We start from the raw sequence: 18,615 nt of genomic DNA on the forward strand, positions 1-18,615 counted from the left end.
ACCATAGGCTAGGGGCTGTGTTTCATAAGGAGCTAAATGATGAATGAATCATTGATTGTGCTAGGGATTTTCGTGTTCCTGGTGATCGTCACCCTGAGCGCGGGCATCAAGATAGTGCCCCAGGGCTACAACTGGACCGTGGAGCGCTTCGGCCGCTACACCCGCACCCTCTCCCCCGGCCTTAACTTGCTGATCCCCTATGTGGATCGGGTCGGTCACAAGATCATCATGATGGAGCAGGTGCTGGACATCCCGGCGCAAGAGGTGATCTCTCGCGACAACGCCAACGTCACCATCGACGCCATCAGCTTTGTGCAGGTGGTGGATGCTCGCAAAGCCGCCTATGAAGTCAACGACCTCACCAGCGCCATTCGCAATCTCACCATGACCAACATGCGGACCGTGCTCGGTGCCATGGAGCTGGACGAGATGCTCTCCCAGCGCGACACCATCAACGAGAAGCTGCTGCGCACCATGGATGCTGCCACCGCCCCCTGGGGCATCAAGGTGACCCGCATCGAGATTAAAGATGTGCGCCCGCCACTGGCACTGGTCGAAGCGATGAACGCCCAGATGAAGGCCGAGCGCCAGAAACGGGCCGAGGTGCTGGAAGCCGAAGGGGTGCGCCAGTCCAAGATCCTGAAAGCCGAAGGTGAGAAGCAGTCCCAGATCCTCAAAGCCGAAGGTGAACGTCAGGCCGCCTTCCTCGCCGCCGAAGCGCGGGAGCGGGCAGCCGAAGCAGAAGCCAAGGCGACCCACATGGTCTCCAAGGCCATCGCCGAGGGTGATATGCAGGCCATCAACTACTTCGTGGCCCAGAAATATACCGAAGCGCTGGCCCGCATCGGTGAAGGCCCCAACAGCAAGATCATCATGATGCCGCTGGAAGCGGGCAGCCTGATTGGCTCGGTGGCAGGCATGGCCGAGCTGTTCAACAAAGATGGCAAGGGCAGCAAGTCATGACAGCCCTGTTCGAGGGGCTGACCCACTGGCACTGGCTGGGGCTCGGCTTCATTCTGCTGGCCATCGAGGTGCTCGGCTCGGTGGGCTTCCTGCTCTGGACCGGCATCGCCGCGCTGGAAGTAGGGCTACTGCTGCTGGTCTGGCCCTTCGGCTGGCAGGCGCAGTTGCTGCTGTTTGCGGTGCAATCCCTGCTCACCACCTGGGCCTGGTGGCACTGGCAGCACCAGCGTGACAACTCGGGTCAGGATGCCGCCAGCACTATCAATGAGCGGATGCAGAGCTATATGGGCCGCGAGCTGACCCTGCTGGATGATGTCGCCCAAGGCACCAGCCGGGTACATCTGGACGATACCGTCTGGACGGTGCACTGCGACGAGTCGCTGCCAGCGGGCAGCAAGGTCAGGGTGGTGGGGGCCGACTCCCACATCCTGCTGGTTGAACCCCGCCACTGACGGCAGTTGCCATCGAACCATAAAAAAGCCCGCGATCGCTCGCGGGCTTTTGTCTCTCTGGCTGCCACTCAGGTACGCAGCCGGTCGAGCTGGCTGGCCAATGCCGTGGCGGCTTGCTCCAGCGCCTCGCTCAGCTGATGGCTGGAGCTGGCCTCCTGCCCGATCACGTTGGCGGTATCGCCAATCCGCATCAGGTTCTGGTTGATGGTGTCACTCACCGCACTCTGCTGCTCGGCGGCGGTGGCCACCTGACTGATGTGGTCGTGGATCTGCTGGATCTGGGCCACCACCCGATTGAGCGCCTCGAACGCCTGCTCGGTGCCCTGCACCGTGGTGGCAGAGCGCTCGATACCGGTATTCATCAGACGCTGGCTGCTGCTCACCTCGGTCTGCAGACTGCCGATCAGCTGACCGATCTCGTCGGTCGATTCACGAGTCTTGGTCGCCAGCGCCCGTACCTCGTCCGCCACCACCGCAAAGCCACGGCCCATGTCACCCGCCCGCGCCGCCTCGATGGCGGCGTTGAGGGCCAGCAGATTGGTCTGCTCGGCAATAGCGCGGATCACATCGAGGATCCGGCTGATATTGGTGCTGCGCTGGGCCACCAGCGCCACCGCCTTGTCCGCCTCATGCATATCGCTGACCAGAGTATGGATCTCGTTACGTGCATTGCTCAGGGTCTGCTGGGCGGTATTGATGTGGTGGGTCGCAGACTCCGACTCCTGCGCCGCCTGTTCGGCATAACCCGCCACGCTGACCGCCGTGGTACTCATCTCGTGCATGGCGCTCACCACGCTCTCCAGCTCCAGATTCTGTTCATCCAGACTGTTGCGCATGGTGTCGGCGGTGTGTTTCATCTCCCGCGCCTGCTGGTAGACCTGCTGGCCGATCCCCTTGCTCATTTGCACCATGCCCCGCAACTTGCCGAGGAAGGCATTGAGCTGGCTGCCAAGCTCGATCAACTCCTGATGGGTGTCGATCGCCATCTGCTGGGTCAAGTCCCCCTCATTGCTGGAGAGGTGGCCCACATGACGGCTAATTTGCGAAAGGGGGGCAGTGATGGTCTGGATAAACCACACCAGCAACCCCAGCACCAACAAGGTAATGCCGCCCATGGCAAATACTTGCTGACGCTGCCCCGCCTCCAGCAGAGCGCCCAGCTCGCCACTAATGGTGTGCGCCTTGCTCAGTGCCAGCGCCTTGGGCACCTTGATCATCAACCACCACTGGGTATTGGCCGCCTCGATACGAATCGGTTGCTGCAGGATAAAATCACTGTCGCTATTGACCGGCTGCCCGGTGGGCAGGGTCAAGCCCACCTCCTTGAGCGGACGACCCAGCTTGTCGGCATAGCGGTTGCTGCCCACGATAAGCCCCATCTTGCTGACCAGTGTCACATCGGCCTTGTTGTCATAGAGGCTCTTACCAAGATTTTCAGCCAGTTGCTGGAAGATGGGCAGGTTCATATCCACCCCGGCCAGCCCGACAAACTTGCCGTCATGCAGCACGGGCACCGTCAAACTGGTCATCAACATCTTGTTACCCGGGCTTATCTCGAAGAGGTAGGGCTCCATCAGGCAGGGTTGGCGGGTCTCACGGCCACAGAGATACCACTCGCTGTTGCGAATGCCGAACTCGTTGAGGGAGGTGTCGAACTTGGCCTCGCTGGCTGCCGCATCAATCTGCTGCTGAGTGGCCGCCCCCCCTTGGCCCTTGGTGAAGTAGATCTCCATACTCCCCTTTCCCACCACCGAGTGGCTGGCCCCCGCCAACCAGTTGCCATCCTCGCCGTCATAACCATCCGGTTCAAACTGGGCGTAGATGGAGCTGATCCCGTTCGCCTGCTGCAGGCTGCTGCCGAGCAGAGACTCGACTTGCGGCCGCGGCAACCGCAGTTCCGGCTTGGCCATCCCGGCTTCAATCTGAGCGGCCACGGTCAGGGGGATCTGATAGGAGTTCTGCATCAGCGAGGCGATCTGGATGGCATAGCGCTCCGCCTGATACTGCAGGCTGCGGGAGACCTCCTCTTCCAGTGCATCGCTGGTCTGGGTCATCACCATGCTACGAAGGGTACTGAAGGAGGCCGACTGCAACAGGGTCATGGCCAGCCCGGTCAGCAGAAACAGTCCCATGGTCAGGCACAATAACTTGAACTTGAGGGAGCGTTGCTTCATGGGGCAACTCCTTATGGCAGGGTGACAACGAATTATCTGAGTATATTCGCCCACTTGCGCTTCACCGGATTTGTGATGGGTTTGTCGCCAGCTTCTGGTTATAATTTTCGCCTTCCCGAGCGTTGATGGAACAGTCGCAATGAGCAATGCACTGAGCAGTGTCCCGCCGGTAGTCGAGATGGACTACCCCTTTCCGGCCAAGCCTATTCCCCTGAGCGCCGAGCAGAAAACGACCTTGATCGCAGACATCAAGGCGCTGCTCCAGACGCGCAAGGCGGTACTGGTAGCCCACTACTACACGGATCCCGAGATCCAGGCGCTGGCCGAAGCCACCGGCGGCTTCGTCGGGGATTCGCTGGAGATGGCCCGCTTTGGCCGGGATCATGAGGCACAGACCCTGATCGTCGCCGGGGTGCGCTTCATGGGTGAGACCTCCAAGATCCTGAGCCCCCATAAGCAGGTACTGATGCCGACCCTGAAGGCTGAATGTTCCCTCGATCTGGGCTGCCCTATCGATAAGTTCTCGGCCTTTTGTGACGCCAACCCCGACCATACCGTGGTGGTCTATGCCAATACCTCGGCTGCGGTCAAAGCGCGGGCTGACTGGGTGGTCACCTCCAGCATCGCGCTGGAAATAGTCGAGCACCTCGATAGCCAGGGCCACAAGATTATCTGGGGCCCGGATCGCCATCTGGGTGCCTATATCGAGAAGAAGACCGGCGCCCAGATGCTGCGCTGGCAGGGCCACTGCATCGTTCACGACGAGTTCAAGGCCCGCGCCCTGCGCGAGCTGAAAGAGCAAAATCCGGACGCCGCCGTGCTGGTTCATCCGGAATCACCCGCCTCGGTGATCGAGCTGGCCGATGCGGTGGGCTCCACCAGCCAGCTGATCAAGGCGGCCAAAGAGCTGCCCCAGCAGAAGCTGATCGTGGCGACCGACCGGGGTATCTTCTACAAGATGCAGCAGGCCTGCCCGGATAAAGAGATGGTGGAAGCGCCGACCGGTGGCGATGGCGCTACCTGCCGCAGCTGTGCCCACTGCCCCTGGATGGCGATGAACGGTCTGGTGGCGATCAAAGCCGCCCTCACCGATGGCGCTGAGCCGCACGAGATCCATGTAGACAAGGAACTGCGGGTGAAAGCCTTGATCCCCCTCGATCGGATGCTCAACTTTGCCGCCGAACTCAAGCTCAAGACCCTGGGCAACGCTTGATTGCAACGATGACGAGATGCAAAGAGGGCACCCGATGGGTGCCCTCTTGTTTTATGGGATGTGGCTGAAGTTAGATGATCACGGTAGAGAAGCTGTGCTCTTCATCCGGCGCAACAGTTACCCCCGCCTCGCCAGCGATGGCCGCCTCGACACATAACATGGTGCGATAACCATCGTCGCTCATGTCGGCCATGGCGGTGGCGCCTTCCAGCCAGGGGGTCCAGACCACCACGCTGTCGTGGTGGCCGCTCACGACCCGGGTCTCACGCTCGCCATCTTTGACACAAACCAGCGCATCTGGCTGCCAGTAGACCCGATCCAGCGCGCCATTGAGGGTCAATGCACCTTGCTGCTTGGCATCCTGTCCGGTCAACTTGTCGGCATAGGGCTCGCCCAGACCGGTCACACTCACCGCCTCTGGTGCGCTGATAGCGAGATAGGTGTGCAACGCACCGCTATAAGTCAGCGGCTGGGCACCGGTGTTGCGAGTGGCCAGCACCAGCGAAAGCTCTTTGCCCACCAACACGTCCAGCTCCAGCTCGAAGGAGTGATCCCACAGGGCGCGGGTCGCATCGCTGTCGCGCAGAGACAGATGGACCAGCGTGCCATCAGCATGGTCGGACACGCCGTCCAGCTCCCAGAGGGTGGTACGGGCGAAACCATGGGAAGACTTGCCACTGCCGACGCGCGCAGGCGCGGGGCCAAACCAGGGCCAGCAGAGCGGGATACCGCCACGGATCGGCTTGCTGCCATCCAGCACCGCCTTGTCGCTCAGCCAGATGGAGGCGGGCTCACCATGACGCTGATAGCTCAGCACATGAGCACCAAACAGACTTATCTCTGCCTTGCCATAGTCATTGTTGATGGTGAGAACCGGCAGACCTGCCGCGTTGTTGGCGAGCTGGCAGTTGGCGGTCAGAGGACGAATGGTATGCATATGGACTCCTGTCATCAGGGGAAGCGAAAAACAAAAAGGCGGCCAATGGCCGCCTTTTTTAAGCTACGCGATTGCGCATCCCAAATTACTTGGAGATGTGAGCGATCAGGTCCAGAACTTTGCTGGAGTAGCCCATTTCGTTGTCGTACCAGGACACAACTTTAACGAACTTGTCGTTCAGCTGGATACCGGCTTTGGCATCGAATACGGAGGTCTGACGCTCACCGATGAAGTCGTTGGAAACAACTTGATCTTCGGTGTAGCCCAGAACGCCCTTCATGGAACCTTCAGAAGCGGCTTTCATTGCAGCACAGATCTGCTCGTAAGTAGCAGGCTTCTTCAGGTTAACGGTCAGGTCAACAACAGACACGTCCGGAGTCGGAACACGGAAAGCCATACCGGTCAGCAGGCCTTTCAGTTCTGGGATAACTACGCCAACAGCTTTAGCTGCACCGGTAGAGGACGGGATGATGTTCTGGCCAGCGCCACGACCACCGCGCCAGTCTTTGGCGGACGGACCATCAACGGTCTTCTGGGTAGCAGTGGTAGCGTGAACGGTGGTCATCAGGCCAGACTCGATACCGAAGGTATCGTTCAGAACCTTGGCGATCGGTGCCAGGCAGTTGGTGGTGCAGGAAGCGTTGGAAACGATGTCCTGGCCAGCGTAGGTCGCGTCGTTAACACCCATTACGAACATCGGGGTAGCGTCTTTGGACGGGCCAGTCAGAACAACTTTCTTGGCACCAGCTTGGATGTGCTTACGTGCAGTAGCGTCATCCAGGAACAGACCAGTCGCTTCGGCAACAACGTCAACACCGATTTCGCCCCACTTCAGCTCAGCTGGGTCACGAACGGCGGTAACGCGAACGGTTTTACCGTTTACAACCAGGTTGCCGTCTTTAACTTCTACGGTACCGTTGAAACGACCGTGAGTTGAATCGTACTTCAGCATGTAAGCCATGTAGTCAACATCGATCAGGTCGTTGATACCAACAACTTCGATGTCTGCACGCTCGCAAGCCAGACGGAATACGAAACGACCGATACGGCCAAAACCGTTGATACCTACTTTGATAGTCATAATTTTGTTACCTAACTGTTCAGTAGTTAAAGAAAATTCCGTTTTTAAATTTACTAGAACTCTCAGGTGAGTCAACCAACTTTCTGTCTGAAATTGCGCTACGTCATGAAAAACTGTGAAATTAATTTTCTGTTTATGTAACTGATTACCATATTTTGATGAAAATAGTGTCATAACGGGGTCGTGCACAGAGATCCACAATAGTGCCTGCCCGGTCACACAACCATTCACAGAGATATGTAAAAATGTGCGCGGTTTAGCATGGCCCAAAAGCCACTGTTCACATACCAACCCATAAAAATGAATCAAAATAGTATAGATAGAATCCACAGCGGGAATTCTCAAACTATGACCACCCTGATTGAACAGCTGGCTGCCGCAAAAGGCATTGCCAGTGAATATGTTGATGCCTGGGGCCATCCGGCACAGGTATCCGAAGAGAGCAAGGCCGCCATGCTGGGCGCCATGGGTTACCACGTCGATGACGAGGCCGCACTGGTACAGCAGCTGGAAGAGGAGCATCGCCAGCACTGGCTGCGGGCGCTGGATCCTGTGATGGTGGTTCGCACCGGCGACGCCGTCACCCTCGAGGTCCGCCTCCCCCTCGAATTCGTCAACGACGCCCTCATCTGGCAGCTCCAGCAGGAGCAGGGTGCGGTGTTGTCCGGTCAATTCACCCCCATCGAGGGTGAGCTGGTCGGCGTCGCCGAATTTGAAGATATGGAGTGCCAGGCCTATCAGGTGACGCTGGAGATGGCCCCTGAGCTGGGTTATCACCAGCTGGTGCTGCTGGAAGAGGGCAACGATGAGCCGCTGGCTACCATGCGTCTTATCGTCGCCCCCCAAGCCTGCTACAAGCAGGCCCCGATTGCCGATGGCCGCAAGGTGTGGGGCCCGAGCGTGCAGCTCTACTGCCTGCGCAGCCGCCACAACTGGGGCATCGGTGATTTCAGCGATCTGGGCCAGCTGGTCGAGAAAGCCGCCGCCTGGGGTGCCCACTTTGTCGGCCTCAACCCCATTCACGCCCTCTACCCGGCCAATCCGGAGAGCGCCAGCCCCTACAGCCCCTCTTCCCGTCGCTGGCTCAACGTTGCCTATATCAATGTGGAGGCGGTGCCTGACTTTCAGGCTAACGCTAACCTCAAAGCCGAGGTGGCAAGCCCCGCCTTCCAGCAACATCTGGCCGAGCTGCGCGCCCAGGATAACGTCGATTACACCGGCGTTATCCAGACCAAACTCGCCATGCTGCGTCAGGTGTTCGATCAGGCAAGTCTTGGCGCCGAGCGTCAGACCGCCTTTGATGCCTTCGTGGCCGCCGGTGGCGACAGCCTGCAACAGCAAGCGGCATTTGATGCTCTGCAAGCCTACTTCTATGCCAAGGGCGACAACGCCTGGGGCTGGCCGGTATGGCCGGAACCGTTCCGCAATTACCACAACCCCGCAGTTGCCGCCTGGATGGCCGAGCATCAGCAAGATGTGAACTTCTACCTATACCTGCAGTTCCTGGCCGATGAGCAGCTGGCGCAAGCCGATGCCCGCGCCAAGGCGGCCGGCATGGTGATGGGGATCTACCGGGATCTGGCGGTTGGCGTCTCTGAAGGCTCCACCGAGATCTGGGCCAACCAGGATCTCTACTGCCCGAAAGCCTCGGTCGGTGCGCCGCCTGATGTGCTGGGGCCACTGGGTCAGAATTGGGGCCTGCCCCCGATGAACCCGAACCAGCTGTTTGAAGCCGCCTACCAGCCGATGGTGGAGATGTTCCGTGCCAACATGCGCTCCTGTGGTGCGCTGCGCATCGACCACGTGATGGCGCTGCTACGCCTGTGGTGGGTGCCGCCCGGAGCATCTGCCGCCAAGGGTGCTTACATCTATTATCCGGTCAACGATCTGCTGGGCATTCTGGCCCTCGAATCCCACCGCAACCAGTGCCTGCTGATCGGCGAGGATCTGGGCACTGTGCCGGAAGGGATCGACGTGACCCTGAAAGAGAACGGCGTCCACTCCTACAAGGTGTTCTTCTTCGAGCGCGCCAAGGCGGATGGCGGCTTCATCTCTCCTGCCCACTACACCGAGCAGGCGATGTCAGCCCTGACCACTCACGATATGCCGACCCTCAAGGGATTCTGGCATTGCGATGATCTGGCGCTCGGCCGTCAACTGGGTTTATATCCAGATGAGGATGTTTTGAAGACGCTGTATGCTGATCGCCATCAGGCCAAGCAGCGGATCCTCGACAGCTTGCATGCGCATCACGTCATCTCTGACCACATCAGCCATGACGTGAACTGGGTCGGTATGAACACCGAACTCAACCACGGTCTGCAGCTCCACATGTCCCGCGGTAGCTGCGCCCTGTTCAGTACCCAGCTGGAGGATTGGCTGGAGATGGACAAACCGGTCAACGTGCCGGGCACCAGTTACGAATACCCCAACTGGCGCCGCAAGCTCTCTGCTGACCTGGAAGATATTTTTGCCAATGAGGCACTCAAGGCACTGGCTGGCAAAATGAGCCAAGCCCGTGATGAGGCCAGTCGTTGAGCCACTGTGCAACACAGCTGACTCACCTAAATCCACTCCGGCCCAGGCCGGAGTGGATGCTCTGTCATGAAAGGAAATCTCGATGCTCGTTGAAAGTTTGGTTGCTGCCCGCTGTTCCGATCCCTTCTCTCATCTAGGCCTGCAGGCCAATCCGGCTGGGCCCGGCCTCAAACTGACCGCCTGGTTGCCTGATGCCCTCGAAGTCCGCATCAAGGATCTCAAATCAGGCAAAGTTGTTGCCACTCTGGCGCCCTCCGATGAATCGGGCCTTTTTGAAACTGTTTTCACCCGCCGCAAGAATCCCTTTCCCTATCAGCTGCTCGCCAGCTACCAAGATGCCACCACCGAGGTCATCGACCCCTATCAATTTCAGGATGCCGCCTGGGCGGGTCTTGCTGAACTGACCGCGCAACCGGAAAACCTCTACCACACCCTTGGTGCACAATTGCGCACCGTGGAGCATCTCGGTCAACAGGTCGAAGGGGTCCGTTTTGCGGTCTATGCGCCGAGCGCCACTGCGGTGAGCCTGATCGGCGACTTCAACTTCTGGGATGGCCGCCGCCACCCGATGCAACGCAGCCTGTGCGGTCACTGGGTACTGTTTGTACCGGGGCTGAAAGCGGGGGATCGCTACAAGTTCGAGCTCAAGGATCCTGCCGGTCATCGCTTGCCACACAAGAGCGATCCGGTCGGTTTCTATTGCGAGCAGTACCCGTCGTTCGCTTCCGTGGTCTATGACCAGCAGCAGTATCAGTGGCAGGATGCAGACTGGCTTGCCAGCCAGCACAACGACAAGCGGGAACAGCCGCTCTCCATCTATGAGCTGCATATCGGTTCCTGGAAGCGCCACCCCAATGGCGACAGCCTGAGCTGGCGCGAGCTGGCGGTAGAGCTGGTGGCCTACGTCAAGGAGATGGAGTACACCCACATCGAGCTGCTACCGATCTCCGAGCACCCGTTCAGCGGCTCCTGGGGCTACCAGCCGGTGGGCATGTTCTCCCCCACCAGTCGCTATGGCAGCGCCGATGACTTCAAGTACTTCGTTGATCAGTGCCACCAGGCTGGCATCGGCGTCATCCTCGACTGGGTGCCCGCCCACTTCCCCTCCGATGCCCACGGACTGGCACGCTTCGATGGCACGCCACTTTATGAATATGAAGACCCGCGCCGTGGCTGGCATCCGGACTGGAACTCCTACATCTATGACTATGGCCGCAACAATGTCCGCCAGTTTCTGGTGGCCAGTGCCCTGTTCTGGCTCGACAAGTTCCACATCGATGGTCTGCGGGTAGACGCTGTCGCCTCCATGCTCTATCTCGATTATTCGCGCAATGAGGGCGAGTGGGTGCCGAACGTCGATGGTGGCAACCACAACTACGAAGCGGTCAGCCTGCTCAAGTGGACCAACGAAGAGGTGTACAGCAAGTATCCTCACGCCATGACCATCGCCGAAGAGTCCACCGCCTATGCCGGTGTCTCCCGCCCCACCTTCCTCGGCGGCCTCGGTTTTGGCTTCAAGTGGAACATGGGCTGGATGCACGACACCCTCACCTATATGCAGAAAGAGCCGATCCACCGCCGTTATCACCACAACGACATGACCTTCTCCATGGTGTACCACTATGACGAGAACTTCATTCTGTCGCTCTCCCACGATGAGGTGGTGCACGGCAAACACTCGATGATCTACAAGATGCCCGGCGACGAATGGCAACAAGCGGCCAACTTGCGCGCTTACATGGGCTTCATGTATGCCCACCCGGGCAAGAAACTCAACTTTATGGGCACCGAAATCGCCCAAAGCAACGAGTGGAACCACGATGCCCAGCTGCCATGGCACCTGCTGCAGTTCCCCAAGCACGGTGGCCAGCAGCGGTTGATCCGCGATCTTAACCACCTCTACCGTCATGAGCCTGCCTTGTATCAGGCCGATTATGAGCAGACCGGCTTCCGCTGGCTGGATCACAACGATGCCGACAACAGCATCTTTGCCTGGCTGCGGGCCGATAAAGAGGGCAAGCATGCCATCGTAGTGGCGGCCAACTTCACCCCGGTGCCTCGCCTCGAATACCGGATTGGCGTCCCGGCTGCGGGCCACTATCGGGTGGTACTCAACACCGACAGCGAGTTTTACTGGGGCAGCAACTATGATGTGGGTCTGGTGTTCGCTGCCGAGCCGACCCCCTGGCAGGGGATGGCACACAGCATAGTGCTGGATCTGCCGCCGCTGGCAACCTTGTTCATTAAACAGGAGTCTTGATGCTTGTTATGGAAACCGGGTTGAGCCACCCACTGGGCACTCAACTTGATAAGGATGGTTGTCACTTCTGTGTCTGGGCCCCCCAATCGGACAAGGTAGAACTCTGCCTGTTTGACGAGCAGGAGCAAGAGGTCGGTCGTATGGATCTCCCCGGCCGCCGGGGTCAGTACCGCTTTGGTTATGTGCGTGGCCTGCAGGCTGGCCAACGCTATGGCTATCGGGTTTATGGCATCCCCCAGGAGGGGATGCTGTTCGACCCGCAAAAGCTGCTGATCGACCCTTACGCCAAAGCGCTCAGCCGCCCCACCTACTGGGATGACGATCTCTATCAGGGTGACAGTGCCGCCATGATTGCCAAGTCAGTGGTGGTGGATGACAGCTTTGACTGGCAGGGGATCGGCAAGCCCCGCATCAGCCATGCTCGCACCATCCTCTATGAGGCTCACGTCAAGGGCTTTACCAAACAGCACCCCGGGGTCCCCAAGGCGCTGCAGGGCACCTATCTGGGCGTCAGCCATCCGCTGATGATCGAACACATGAAGAGTCTCGGCATCACCTCGGTACAGTTAATGCCGGTGGCCGCCTTCATGTCGGAACCACGGTTGGAGCGACTGGGGCTGACCAACTACTGGGGCTACAACCCCATCGCCTTCTTCGCCCCCGAGCCGCGCTACAGCACCAAGCATGACGAGGCGGTGACCGAGTTCAAAACCATGGTGCGCGAGCTGCACCGGGCCGGGCTAGAGGTGATTCAGGATGTGGTCTACAACCACACCGCCGCCTCTGGCTTCGATGGCCCCACCTTGTCGTTCAAGGGATTCGACAACGCCGGTTACTTCGCCTTCGAAGCGGGCCCTCACGGCCCCGACTACACCCGTCACGCCAACGTCACCGGCTGTGGCAACAGCGTCAATCTGGATCACCCCAATACCCTTAGACTGGTGCTCGATGCGCTGCGCTACTGGGTGACCGAGATGCAGGTGGATGGTTTCCGTTTCGACCTGGCGGTGACGCTGGCACGGGAAGCGGGTGAGTTCGATCCCATGGGGGCCTTCTTCAAGGCGATCATGGCCGATCCGCTACTGTCGCAGGTCAAGCTCATTGCCGAGCCCTGGGATATCGGGCCCTTCGGCTACCGCCTTGGGCAATTCCCGAGCCAGTGGCAGGAGATCAACGACCGCTATCGCGATACGGTGCGGGCCTTCTGGCGTGGTGATGCCGGCAAGATGGGGGACTTTGCCACCCGTCTGGTGGGCTCGCGAGATATCTTTCCGAAGAATTGGCGCTCCCCACACACCAGCGTCAACTACCTCTGCTATCACGACGGCTTCACGCTGGAAGATCTGGTCTCCTACAACCAGCGCCACAATCAGGCCAACGGGGAAGATAACCGGGATGGTCACGGCAACAACCTCTCTCATAACCACGGGGTGGAGGGGCCAACCCTGGATCCGCGGGTCAACAGCCTGCGCCAGCAGCAAAAACGCAACTTGATCGCCACCCTGCTGCTCTCTCAGGGAACCCCCCATTTTCTGGCCGGGGACGAGATGGGCCGCAGCCAGCTTGGCAACAACAACGCCTACTGTCAGGACAACCAGATCAGCTGGGTCAACTGGCAATGGCGGCCAGAAGATGAGCGGCTGTTCGCCTTCACCCAGCAGATGATGGCGCTGCGGGCGGAATCGGGGGTCTTCTCCAACCTGCAACTGAGCGATGATAGCTGGAACGGCGCGTCCCCCAGCTGCCATCAGGTCAACTGGTATCACCCGGATGGCCACCAGCTCACCGATCAGGATTGGCACGCCCCTATGGGGCAGGCATTTGCCATGGATATCGGCATGATCACCTGTATCGGCGAACGCTGGTACGTGCTATTCAACGCCAGCGATTACGATATCCAGTTCCGCCTGCCACCGCCGGGGGAAGGGCTGGAGTGGATCCAGACCATCGACACCGCGACCAACGATGGCCTGCCGTTTCTACCTGATGACATCAAACGGCAGGTGGCGGTCGGTCGTGCCCACTCTCTCAAGCTGTTGGAGCGGGTCGCGCTGGCCAGCACGGCGGTGGATGCCCAGCCACCGCTGCCAGCACTCATCCCAGTATCCAGTGCAGACCAGCCTGCCACAGCGATCACAGATGCGGGCAAAGCATAACAGGCATGCTGGAGTCAGCTTTACGGAGCCGCTATGCTGGGCACCGTTATGAAAGGCAAGGAGTCGGTATGAGCAGTAACAATCCGGAACAGTGGCGCAGCAAACTGAGTACCGAGCAGTTTCACGTTTGCTGGGAGAAGGGCACCGAGCGCCCCTACAGCGGCGCTCTGCTCCACAATCGCAAGAGCGGTGACTACCTCTGCGTCTGTTGCAAGAGCGTGCTGTTTCACTCGGATGCCAAGTTTGATTCCGGCTGCGGCTGGCCCTCGTTCGACAAGGCCATCGAGGGGACGGTGAACTACATCGAAGACAGCAGCCACGGCATGAAGCGGGTGGAGATCACCTGCCGCCAGTGCGGCTCCCACCTCGGTCATGTCTTCCCCGACGGGCCAACCGAGACCGGCCAGCGCTACTGCGTCAACAGCCTGAGTCTGGATTTCGATCCCGAAGCCTGAACGGCTGACCCATAGCAATAAAAACGGCGCATCCATCACGGAGGCGCCGTTTTTTATCCGGTTTCCCCGGCGCTCACGCCAGCAAGAGGGCAGCACCTACCAGCAAACCAGCCAGTGCCAACACTGGCAATTTCACCACTCGCAACAGATAGAAGCCGATAACCGCCAGCGCCAGATCGGTCGGCGCCAGCACAGCGCTCTGCCACACCGGCTGGTAGAGGGCCGCCAGCAACAGACCCACCACGGCGGCGTTGATGCCGGTGACGGCCCCCGCCAGACGAGGCCGGGTCAGCCACTGCTGCCAACAGGGACCGACAGCCCACAGCAGCAGAAAGCCGGGTAGAAAGAGCGCCAGGGTCGCCAGCAAGGCGCCCATCAGCGGCATATCCGGTAACAGCTGGGCACCAAGATAAGTGGCGAGGGTAAACATCGGGCCCGGCACCAGCTGCGCCAGACTGTAGCCAGTCAGAAACTGCTGCTGGCTGAGGCCATGGCCCACACTCTCCTGCAGCAGCGGCAGCACCACATGACCACCGCCAAACACCAGACTTCCCGCCCGGTAAAAGTCGGCAACCAGCTGGCCAAGCGGGCCATCGAACAACGGCAGCCCGACAAAAAGAGCGGCAAACAACAGCAGGGTCGGCCAGTGGGGCTGACCAGCCGTGACCTGGCTTGGCTGCCCGACGGCAGCGTGCGTTGCGCCCTCCCCACCCAGCAAGCGAGCACAGATCAGCGCGGCCCCCGCCAGCATCAGTAACTGGGTCAACAGGCCGGGCTGCCACCAGAGTACCGCGGCGGTCGCCACCATGATCCCCTGGGTCAGTGACGTGGCGCAGAATTGGCGGCTCATGGTTAGTACCGCGTCCGCGACCACAATGAGCGCCAGCAGCTTGAGGCCATGCAGGGCCGCATCAAGCCACAGATTGGCTCCCAACTGGCCGATACCGATAGCGGCAGCCAGTAACAGCAGGAAAGAGGGAAGCGTGAAGCCGATAAAGGCCGCCAGCGCCCCGCCCAGACCAGCACGCTGGCGGCCAATGGCAAAGCCGAGCTGGCTGGAGGCAGGCCCTGGCAGCAGTTGGCACAGCGCCAGCAGACGGGCAAACTCTGCCTGCGTCAGCCAGCCGAGCCGCTGGACAAATGTGCGCTGAAAGTAGCCGATATGGGCGGCCGGGCCGCCAAAACTGATACAGCCGAGCCACAAAAACTGGAGAAAAACCGGTCCCATTACCTCACTCCCATCCCTTCATCACATATCCAGTGGGGATAATATGACAGCCCAATGATCGTTTTATGACAATTCGGCTGATTCGGCAGACACCATTGGCAAATCACTCGGCAAGTAGCAGCGTCCCGCCAACCAGCAGGCAATGGACTGGCGACTGGCATCGAAATGGGGCTCGGGCAACTCGCGCGGATCGCACCAGATCCAGCCTTCGCACTTTTCCGGCTCCAGCAGTTGCGGCGCCCCATCGGCCCGGGCGTGCAGCGTCACCGAGATATAGTGCAGCCCGCTCTCGCGCCAGGTTTCCAGATTGTTGGTCACCGCCACCACCTCGGGTGCGTGGATCTCAAGGCCCGTCTCTTCAGCTACCTCGCGAATGGCCCCCGACTCGAAGCTCTCTCCCAGTTCGAGATGGCCACCGGGAATTGACCAGTAGGGAGCGTGGCTCCCCTTGCGCTTGCCAAGCAGCACCAGCCCCTGCCCGTTGGTTAAAATAACGCCGACCCCGACACGGGGATAGAGAGTGGACATCAGACAAGCTCCTCAACAGTGGTATCAAAGCGACCTACCTTAGGCCGGCGACACAGCTACAACAAGCGGCCCGTGACCGGCATGCAACCCCTGCAGCCCGGATCTGGGTGGGCTATCCCTAGTTCGACAGCTGAATACCCTATGCACTCAACCAACGGCGGCGAATCGTGCCAAAAAGTGTGATCCCTGCGCCATAAAATGACATCAGCTGCGAGCGTGCTGGTTTTTTTCGCGATCTCGCCAGCACTTTGCCACCTTATTCATGGTGCACTCAGTTTTCTGTTCCCATACTGGCGCCACAGTTCCAAAAAAGAGGAGAGACAAGATGCAAACATCATTGGTCGGGCTCTCCATTCTGTGGGGGCTAGCCAGTTTTGGTGTTCAGGGGGATTTCATCGAGAGCCGTGATTCCGTTGCGCCATCCTGGCAAGCCGAGTCCAGAGTGGAGATGGAAGGTTATCTGATTGAAGCGCGAGGTGAAGATCGCTGGTTGTTCGACAACGGCAGCGAAAGCCTGCTGGTCTCTCTGCCCGAAGGGCAGTGGGTGCCGACCGGCGAGCGGCTGCGGGTCAGTGGTGAACCGCAGCAAGAACAGGCAGGCTGGCTGCTGCAAGTGGCAGACATCAGCCAGGTAAGTGTCTGAACATACCTGCCACCGCTCGCAGTTACCGCGACAGCTAGCAAATAGAAAGAGGAGGCCAGCGGCCTCCTCTTTCTATTTGCGCTCTTTGCGCACGACTCAATCCGACAAGTTCGGTGGCGGCGGTCCTACACAATCACGCACCAAACCAGCCGCCCCGCGCGTGGTGGCTCAACCCAAATGGTTAAGCGGCAGCGCGGTCTTGTGCTTGATACGGCGCAGCACGAAACTGGAACGCACCCCGGTCACCCCCGGGATATGGGTCAGCTTGTCCAGCAGGAAGTGTTGGTAGTGCTCCATGTCGCGCACCACCACCTTGAGCTGGTAGTCGGCATCATTGCCGGTGATGAGATCACACTCCAGCACTTCGGGCAGCTCCTTGATGGCGCGATCGAAACTTTCGAACCGCTCCGGCGTGTGTCTGTCCATGGAGATGTGAATGTAAGCGGTGAGGGTGAGGCCAAGCTGGCGGGCGTTGAGCAGGGTAACGTGGGTGTCGATGAGACCGGCATCCTCCAGCGCCTTGACCCGGCGGGAACAGGGGGACGGCGAAAGCCCTACCAGCTCGGCCAGTTCCAGATTGCTGATGCGGCCATTCTCCTGCATCAGCTCGAGAATATGTCTGTCTATGCGATCAAGTTTCAGCATTTACCCTTCCTCGTTGCAATGACTAATCCACTTTTCCTAGATTAAGGGTGAACTATTGCAAAAACAACCGAAATTAGTGGTTACTTTGCAACCACTCACCGCCGAGGTAGGGATACTATGGTTACATCTTCCGGTGGCAAAGCAGATACCTGACCGGGTCTCTGCGGTGAAGGACCTTACCGGGTCACACACCCCATCAGCCGTCTCACCTTATCGGGCAACGACGGGCTGGAACGAGAGAACCCCCTCCCCGAAGGCAACAAAGCAGGCATCCCGGCGCCTGCTTTGTTGTTTCTGGCGGTTGCCAGCCACTCGCCATAACTCCGCGCCAGATCACAACCTCACAGCACCATGACGCAGAGTGCTTGCATGCTATTGATAGTTTTGGGACTTTAATCCCCTCTGTCGATGACTATCAGGGCGACATGGATGACTGCTGCTCATTGCACAGGCTTCAACCCCGATTCCACCTCGCACCGTTCGCCCCTCAGGAGGAGCTATGAGTGAGTACAAGGCCATCGCGCTGGATATGGATGGCACCCTGCTGACCCGAGATCATCAGATCTCGTCGGCAACCCGGGCGGCACTGGCGCAAGCTCGCGCCCACGGCATCAAGGTGCTGCTGGTGACGGGGCGCCACTTTATGACGGCACGCCCCTTCCACCACGATCTGGCCCTCGATACCCCCCTCATCTGCAGCAACGGCGCATATATCTATGATCCGGCGCAGAACCGGATCCTCAGCGGCGACCCGCTGGCGGTTGCTCCGCTCACCGAGCTGCTGGCCGCGGTCGAAGCGCAGCAGATGGGGGCACTGTTTCACCTGAGCGACGGGATCGGCTACCTCGGCTGCGAGGAGCATGTGACCCGCATCCGCCACTGGGCGGCCAATCAGCCGGATCACCTCAAGATCACCCTGCTGCCTGCCGCCGATCTGGCCAACTGGCTGAAGCACCCGATCTGGAAGCTGGAGCTGTTCAATCAGGATCCTGCCCGCCTGCACACCTTTATGGGCGAGGTGGTCGAGCAGATGCCCTTTACCCGCGACTGGGCGGCCCCCTATGCGGTGGAGCTGGTGCAACCCGGTTGCAGCAAGGGCAACCGGCTGGCCCAGTGGGCGGCCTGCGAAGGAATTGCGATGGAGCAGGTGGTGGCGTTTGGTGACAACAACAACGACATCAGCATGTTCGAGCAGGTGGGGCTGGCGGTGGCCATGGGCAATGCGGCCCCGCAGATCCAGCGCCATGCCCATCAGGTCACGGCCGACCACAACGAGGATGGCATCGCACTGGCGTTGCAGCGCTGGGTACTGCCCTGATCTGACAAGATGCAACATGGCCAG

15 protein-coding genes are annotated in these 18,615 nt (G+C 59.7%); 9 read left to right on the forward strand and 6 right to left on the reverse strand.

Translation table 11 applies throughout. The features are described 5' to 3' along the window. The first annotated feature begins 39 nt into the window (after nucleotides 1-39). The gene (locus CF137_RS14970; RefSeq protein WP_068977657.1) at nucleotides 40-963 is read left to right on the forward strand and encodes an SPFH domain-containing protein; all 924 of its coding nucleotides are present in this window, start codon (nucleotides 40-42) and stop codon (nucleotides 961-963) included. Next, nucleotides 960-1,415: an NfeD family protein gene (locus CF137_RS14975; RefSeq protein ID WP_139719983.1), complete on the forward strand. Its 456-nt coding sequence runs from the start codon at nucleotides 960-962 to the stop codon at nucleotides 1,413-1,415. Before CF137_RS14970 ends, CF137_RS14975 begins: the two co-directional genes overlap by 4 nt. 68 nt (nucleotides 1,416-1,483) lie before the next feature. Here the strand turns inward: CF137_RS14975 and CF137_RS14980 are convergent, their stop codons facing one another. Next, nucleotides 1,484-3,589, reverse strand: a complete 2,106-nt coding sequence (locus CF137_RS14980; protein WP_139719985.1) for a methyl-accepting chemotaxis protein — start codon at nucleotides 3,587-3,589, stop codon at nucleotides 1,484-1,486. A gap of 139 nt (nucleotides 3,590-3,728) precedes the next feature. On the opposite strand from CF137_RS14980, the gene nadA reads away from it, so the two are divergent. After that, on the forward strand, nucleotides 3,729-4,802 hold the full coding sequence (gene nadA / locus CF137_RS14985) for a quinolinate synthase NadA (RefSeq protein WP_162515951.1): 1,074 nt from the start codon (nucleotides 3,729-3,731) through the stop codon (nucleotides 4,800-4,802). Nucleotides 4,803-4,872: 70 nt separating this feature from the next. Here the strand turns inward: nadA and CF137_RS14990 are convergent, their stop codons facing one another. Next, entirely contained in the window at nucleotides 4,873-5,739 is an 867-nt protein-coding gene (locus CF137_RS14990; protein ID WP_139719988.1) for a D-hexose-6-phosphate mutarotase, read from the reverse strand. Between the two features lie 85 nt (nucleotides 5,740-5,824). Continuing rightward, nucleotides 5,825-6,820, reverse strand: coding sequence for a type I glyceraldehyde-3-phosphate dehydrogenase (gene gap / locus CF137_RS14995; protein WP_042023497.1), 996 nt, complete (start codon nucleotides 6,818-6,820; stop codon nucleotides 5,825-5,827). A gap of 348 nt (nucleotides 6,821-7,168) precedes the next feature. On the opposite strand from gap, the gene malQ reads away from it, so the two are divergent. The 4 genes from malQ to msrB all read left to right on the forward strand — a co-directional run bounded on the left by malQ (nucleotide 7,169) and on the right by msrB (nucleotide 14,229). Beyond that, the gene (gene malQ / locus CF137_RS15000; protein WP_162515952.1) at nucleotides 7,169-9,358 is read left to right on the forward strand and encodes a 4-alpha-glucanotransferase; all 2,190 of its coding nucleotides are present in this window, start codon (nucleotides 7,169-7,171) and stop codon (nucleotides 9,356-9,358) included. 82 nt (nucleotides 9,359-9,440) lie between these two features. Next, nucleotides 9,441-11,618, forward strand: a complete 2,178-nt coding sequence (glgB, locus tag CF137_RS15005) for a 1,4-alpha-glucan branching protein GlgB (RefSeq protein WP_139719992.1) — start codon at nucleotides 9,441-9,443, stop codon at nucleotides 11,616-11,618. Further along, nucleotides 11,618-13,774, forward strand: a complete 2,157-nt coding sequence (glgX, locus tag CF137_RS15010; protein ID WP_139719994.1) for a glycogen debranching protein GlgX — start codon at nucleotides 11,618-11,620, stop codon at nucleotides 13,772-13,774. The genes glgB and glgX overlap by 1 nt, the downstream gene beginning before the upstream one ends. A 68-nt stretch (nucleotides 13,775-13,842) precedes the next feature. Next, complete coding sequence (gene msrB / locus CF137_RS15015) at nucleotides 13,843-14,229, forward strand: peptide-methionine (R)-S-oxide reductase MsrB (protein ID WP_042023490.1); 387 nt, start codon at nucleotides 13,843-13,845, stop codon at nucleotides 14,227-14,229. A 73-nt stretch (nucleotides 14,230-14,302) separates the two neighbouring features. Here the strand turns inward: msrB and chrA are convergent, their stop codons facing one another. Both chrA and CF137_RS15025 read right to left on the reverse strand, forming a co-directional pair. After that, nucleotides 14,303-15,457: a chromate efflux transporter gene (gene chrA, locus CF137_RS15020; protein WP_139719996.1), complete on the reverse strand. Its 1,155-nt coding sequence runs from the start codon at nucleotides 15,455-15,457 to the stop codon at nucleotides 14,303-14,305. Between the two features lie 63 nt (nucleotides 15,458-15,520). Continuing rightward, complete coding sequence (locus CF137_RS15025; protein WP_139719998.1) at nucleotides 15,521-15,985, reverse strand: nucleotide triphosphate diphosphatase NUDT15; 465 nt, start codon at nucleotides 15,983-15,985, stop codon at nucleotides 15,521-15,523. A gap of 325 nt (nucleotides 15,986-16,310) precedes the next feature. Here CF137_RS15025 and CF137_RS15030 point away from each other — a divergent pair, with 325 nt between their 5' ends. Continuing rightward, nucleotides 16,311-16,628 (forward strand): hypothetical protein, encoded by a 318-nt coding sequence (locus CF137_RS15030; protein WP_101315666.1) that lies wholly within the window; start codon nucleotides 16,311-16,313, stop codon nucleotides 16,626-16,628. Between the two features lie 168 nt (nucleotides 16,629-16,796). On the opposite strand, the gene CF137_RS15035 is transcribed toward CF137_RS15030, so the two are convergent. Then, a complete protein-coding gene (locus CF137_RS15035; RefSeq protein WP_042023483.1) occupies nucleotides 16,797-17,273 on the reverse strand; it encodes an Lrp/AsnC family transcriptional regulator in 477 nt (158 codons plus the stop codon). 499 nt (nucleotides 17,274-17,772) lie between these two features. Here CF137_RS15035 and CF137_RS15040 point away from each other — a divergent pair, with 499 nt between their 5' ends. After that, the gene (locus CF137_RS15040) at nucleotides 17,773-18,591 is read left to right on the forward strand and encodes a Cof-type HAD-IIB family hydrolase (RefSeq protein WP_139720000.1); all 819 of its coding nucleotides are present in this window, start codon (nucleotides 17,773-17,775) and stop codon (nucleotides 18,589-18,591) included. Nucleotides 18,592-18,615 lie beyond the last annotated feature (24 nt).

The sequence above is a fragment of the Aeromonas sobria genome, assembly GCF_006243315.1.
Lineage (GTDB): Bacteria > Pseudomonadota > Gammaproteobacteria > Enterobacterales > Aeromonadaceae > Aeromonas > Aeromonas sobria_A.

Coding starts and splice junctions, on each gene's coding strand:
- CF137_RS14970 (WP_068977657.1), top strand. CDS start 40: ATGAATGAATCATTGATTGTGCTAGGGATTTTCGTGTTCCTGGTGATC.
- CF137_RS14975 (WP_139719983.1), top strand. CDS start 960: ATGACAGCCCTGTTCGAGGGGCTGACCCACTGGCACTGGCTGGGGCTC.
- CF137_RS14980 (WP_139719985.1), bottom strand. CDS start 3,589: ATGAAGCAACGCTCCCTCAAGTTCAAGTTATTGTGCCTGACCATGGGA.
- nadA (WP_162515951.1), top strand. CDS start 3,729: ATGAGCAATGCACTGAGCAGTGTCCCGCCGGTAGTCGAGATGGACTAC.
- CF137_RS14990 (WP_139719988.1), bottom strand. CDS start 5,739: ATGCATACCATTCGTCCTCTGACCGCCAACTGCCAGCTCGCCAACAAC.
- gap (WP_042023497.1), bottom strand. CDS start 6,820: ATGACTATCAAAGTAGGTATCAACGGTTTTGGCCGTATCGGTCGTTTC.
- malQ (WP_162515952.1), top strand. CDS start 7,169: ATGACCACCCTGATTGAACAGCTGGCTGCCGCAAAAGGCATTGCCAGT.
- glgB (WP_139719992.1), top strand. CDS start 9,441: ATGCTCGTTGAAAGTTTGGTTGCTGCCCGCTGTTCCGATCCCTTCTCT.
- glgX (WP_139719994.1), top strand. CDS start 11,618: ATGCTTGTTATGGAAACCGGGTTGAGCCACCCACTGGGCACTCAACTT.
- msrB (WP_042023490.1), top strand. CDS start 13,843: ATGAGCAGTAACAATCCGGAACAGTGGCGCAGCAAACTGAGTACCGAG.
- chrA (WP_139719996.1), bottom strand. CDS start 15,457: ATGGGACCGGTTTTTCTCCAGTTTTTGTGGCTCGGCTGTATCAGTTTT.
- CF137_RS15025 (WP_139719998.1), bottom strand. CDS start 15,985: ATGTCCACTCTCTATCCCCGTGTCGGGGTCGGCGTTATTTTAACCAAC.
- CF137_RS15030 (WP_101315666.1), top strand. CDS start 16,311: ATGCAAACATCATTGGTCGGGCTCTCCATTCTGTGGGGGCTAGCCAGT.
- CF137_RS15035 (WP_042023483.1), bottom strand. CDS start 17,273: ATGCTGAAACTTGATCGCATAGACAGACATATTCTCGAGCTGATGCAG.
- CF137_RS15040 (WP_139720000.1), top strand. CDS start 17,773: ATGAGTGAGTACAAGGCCATCGCGCTGGATATGGATGGCACCCTGCTG.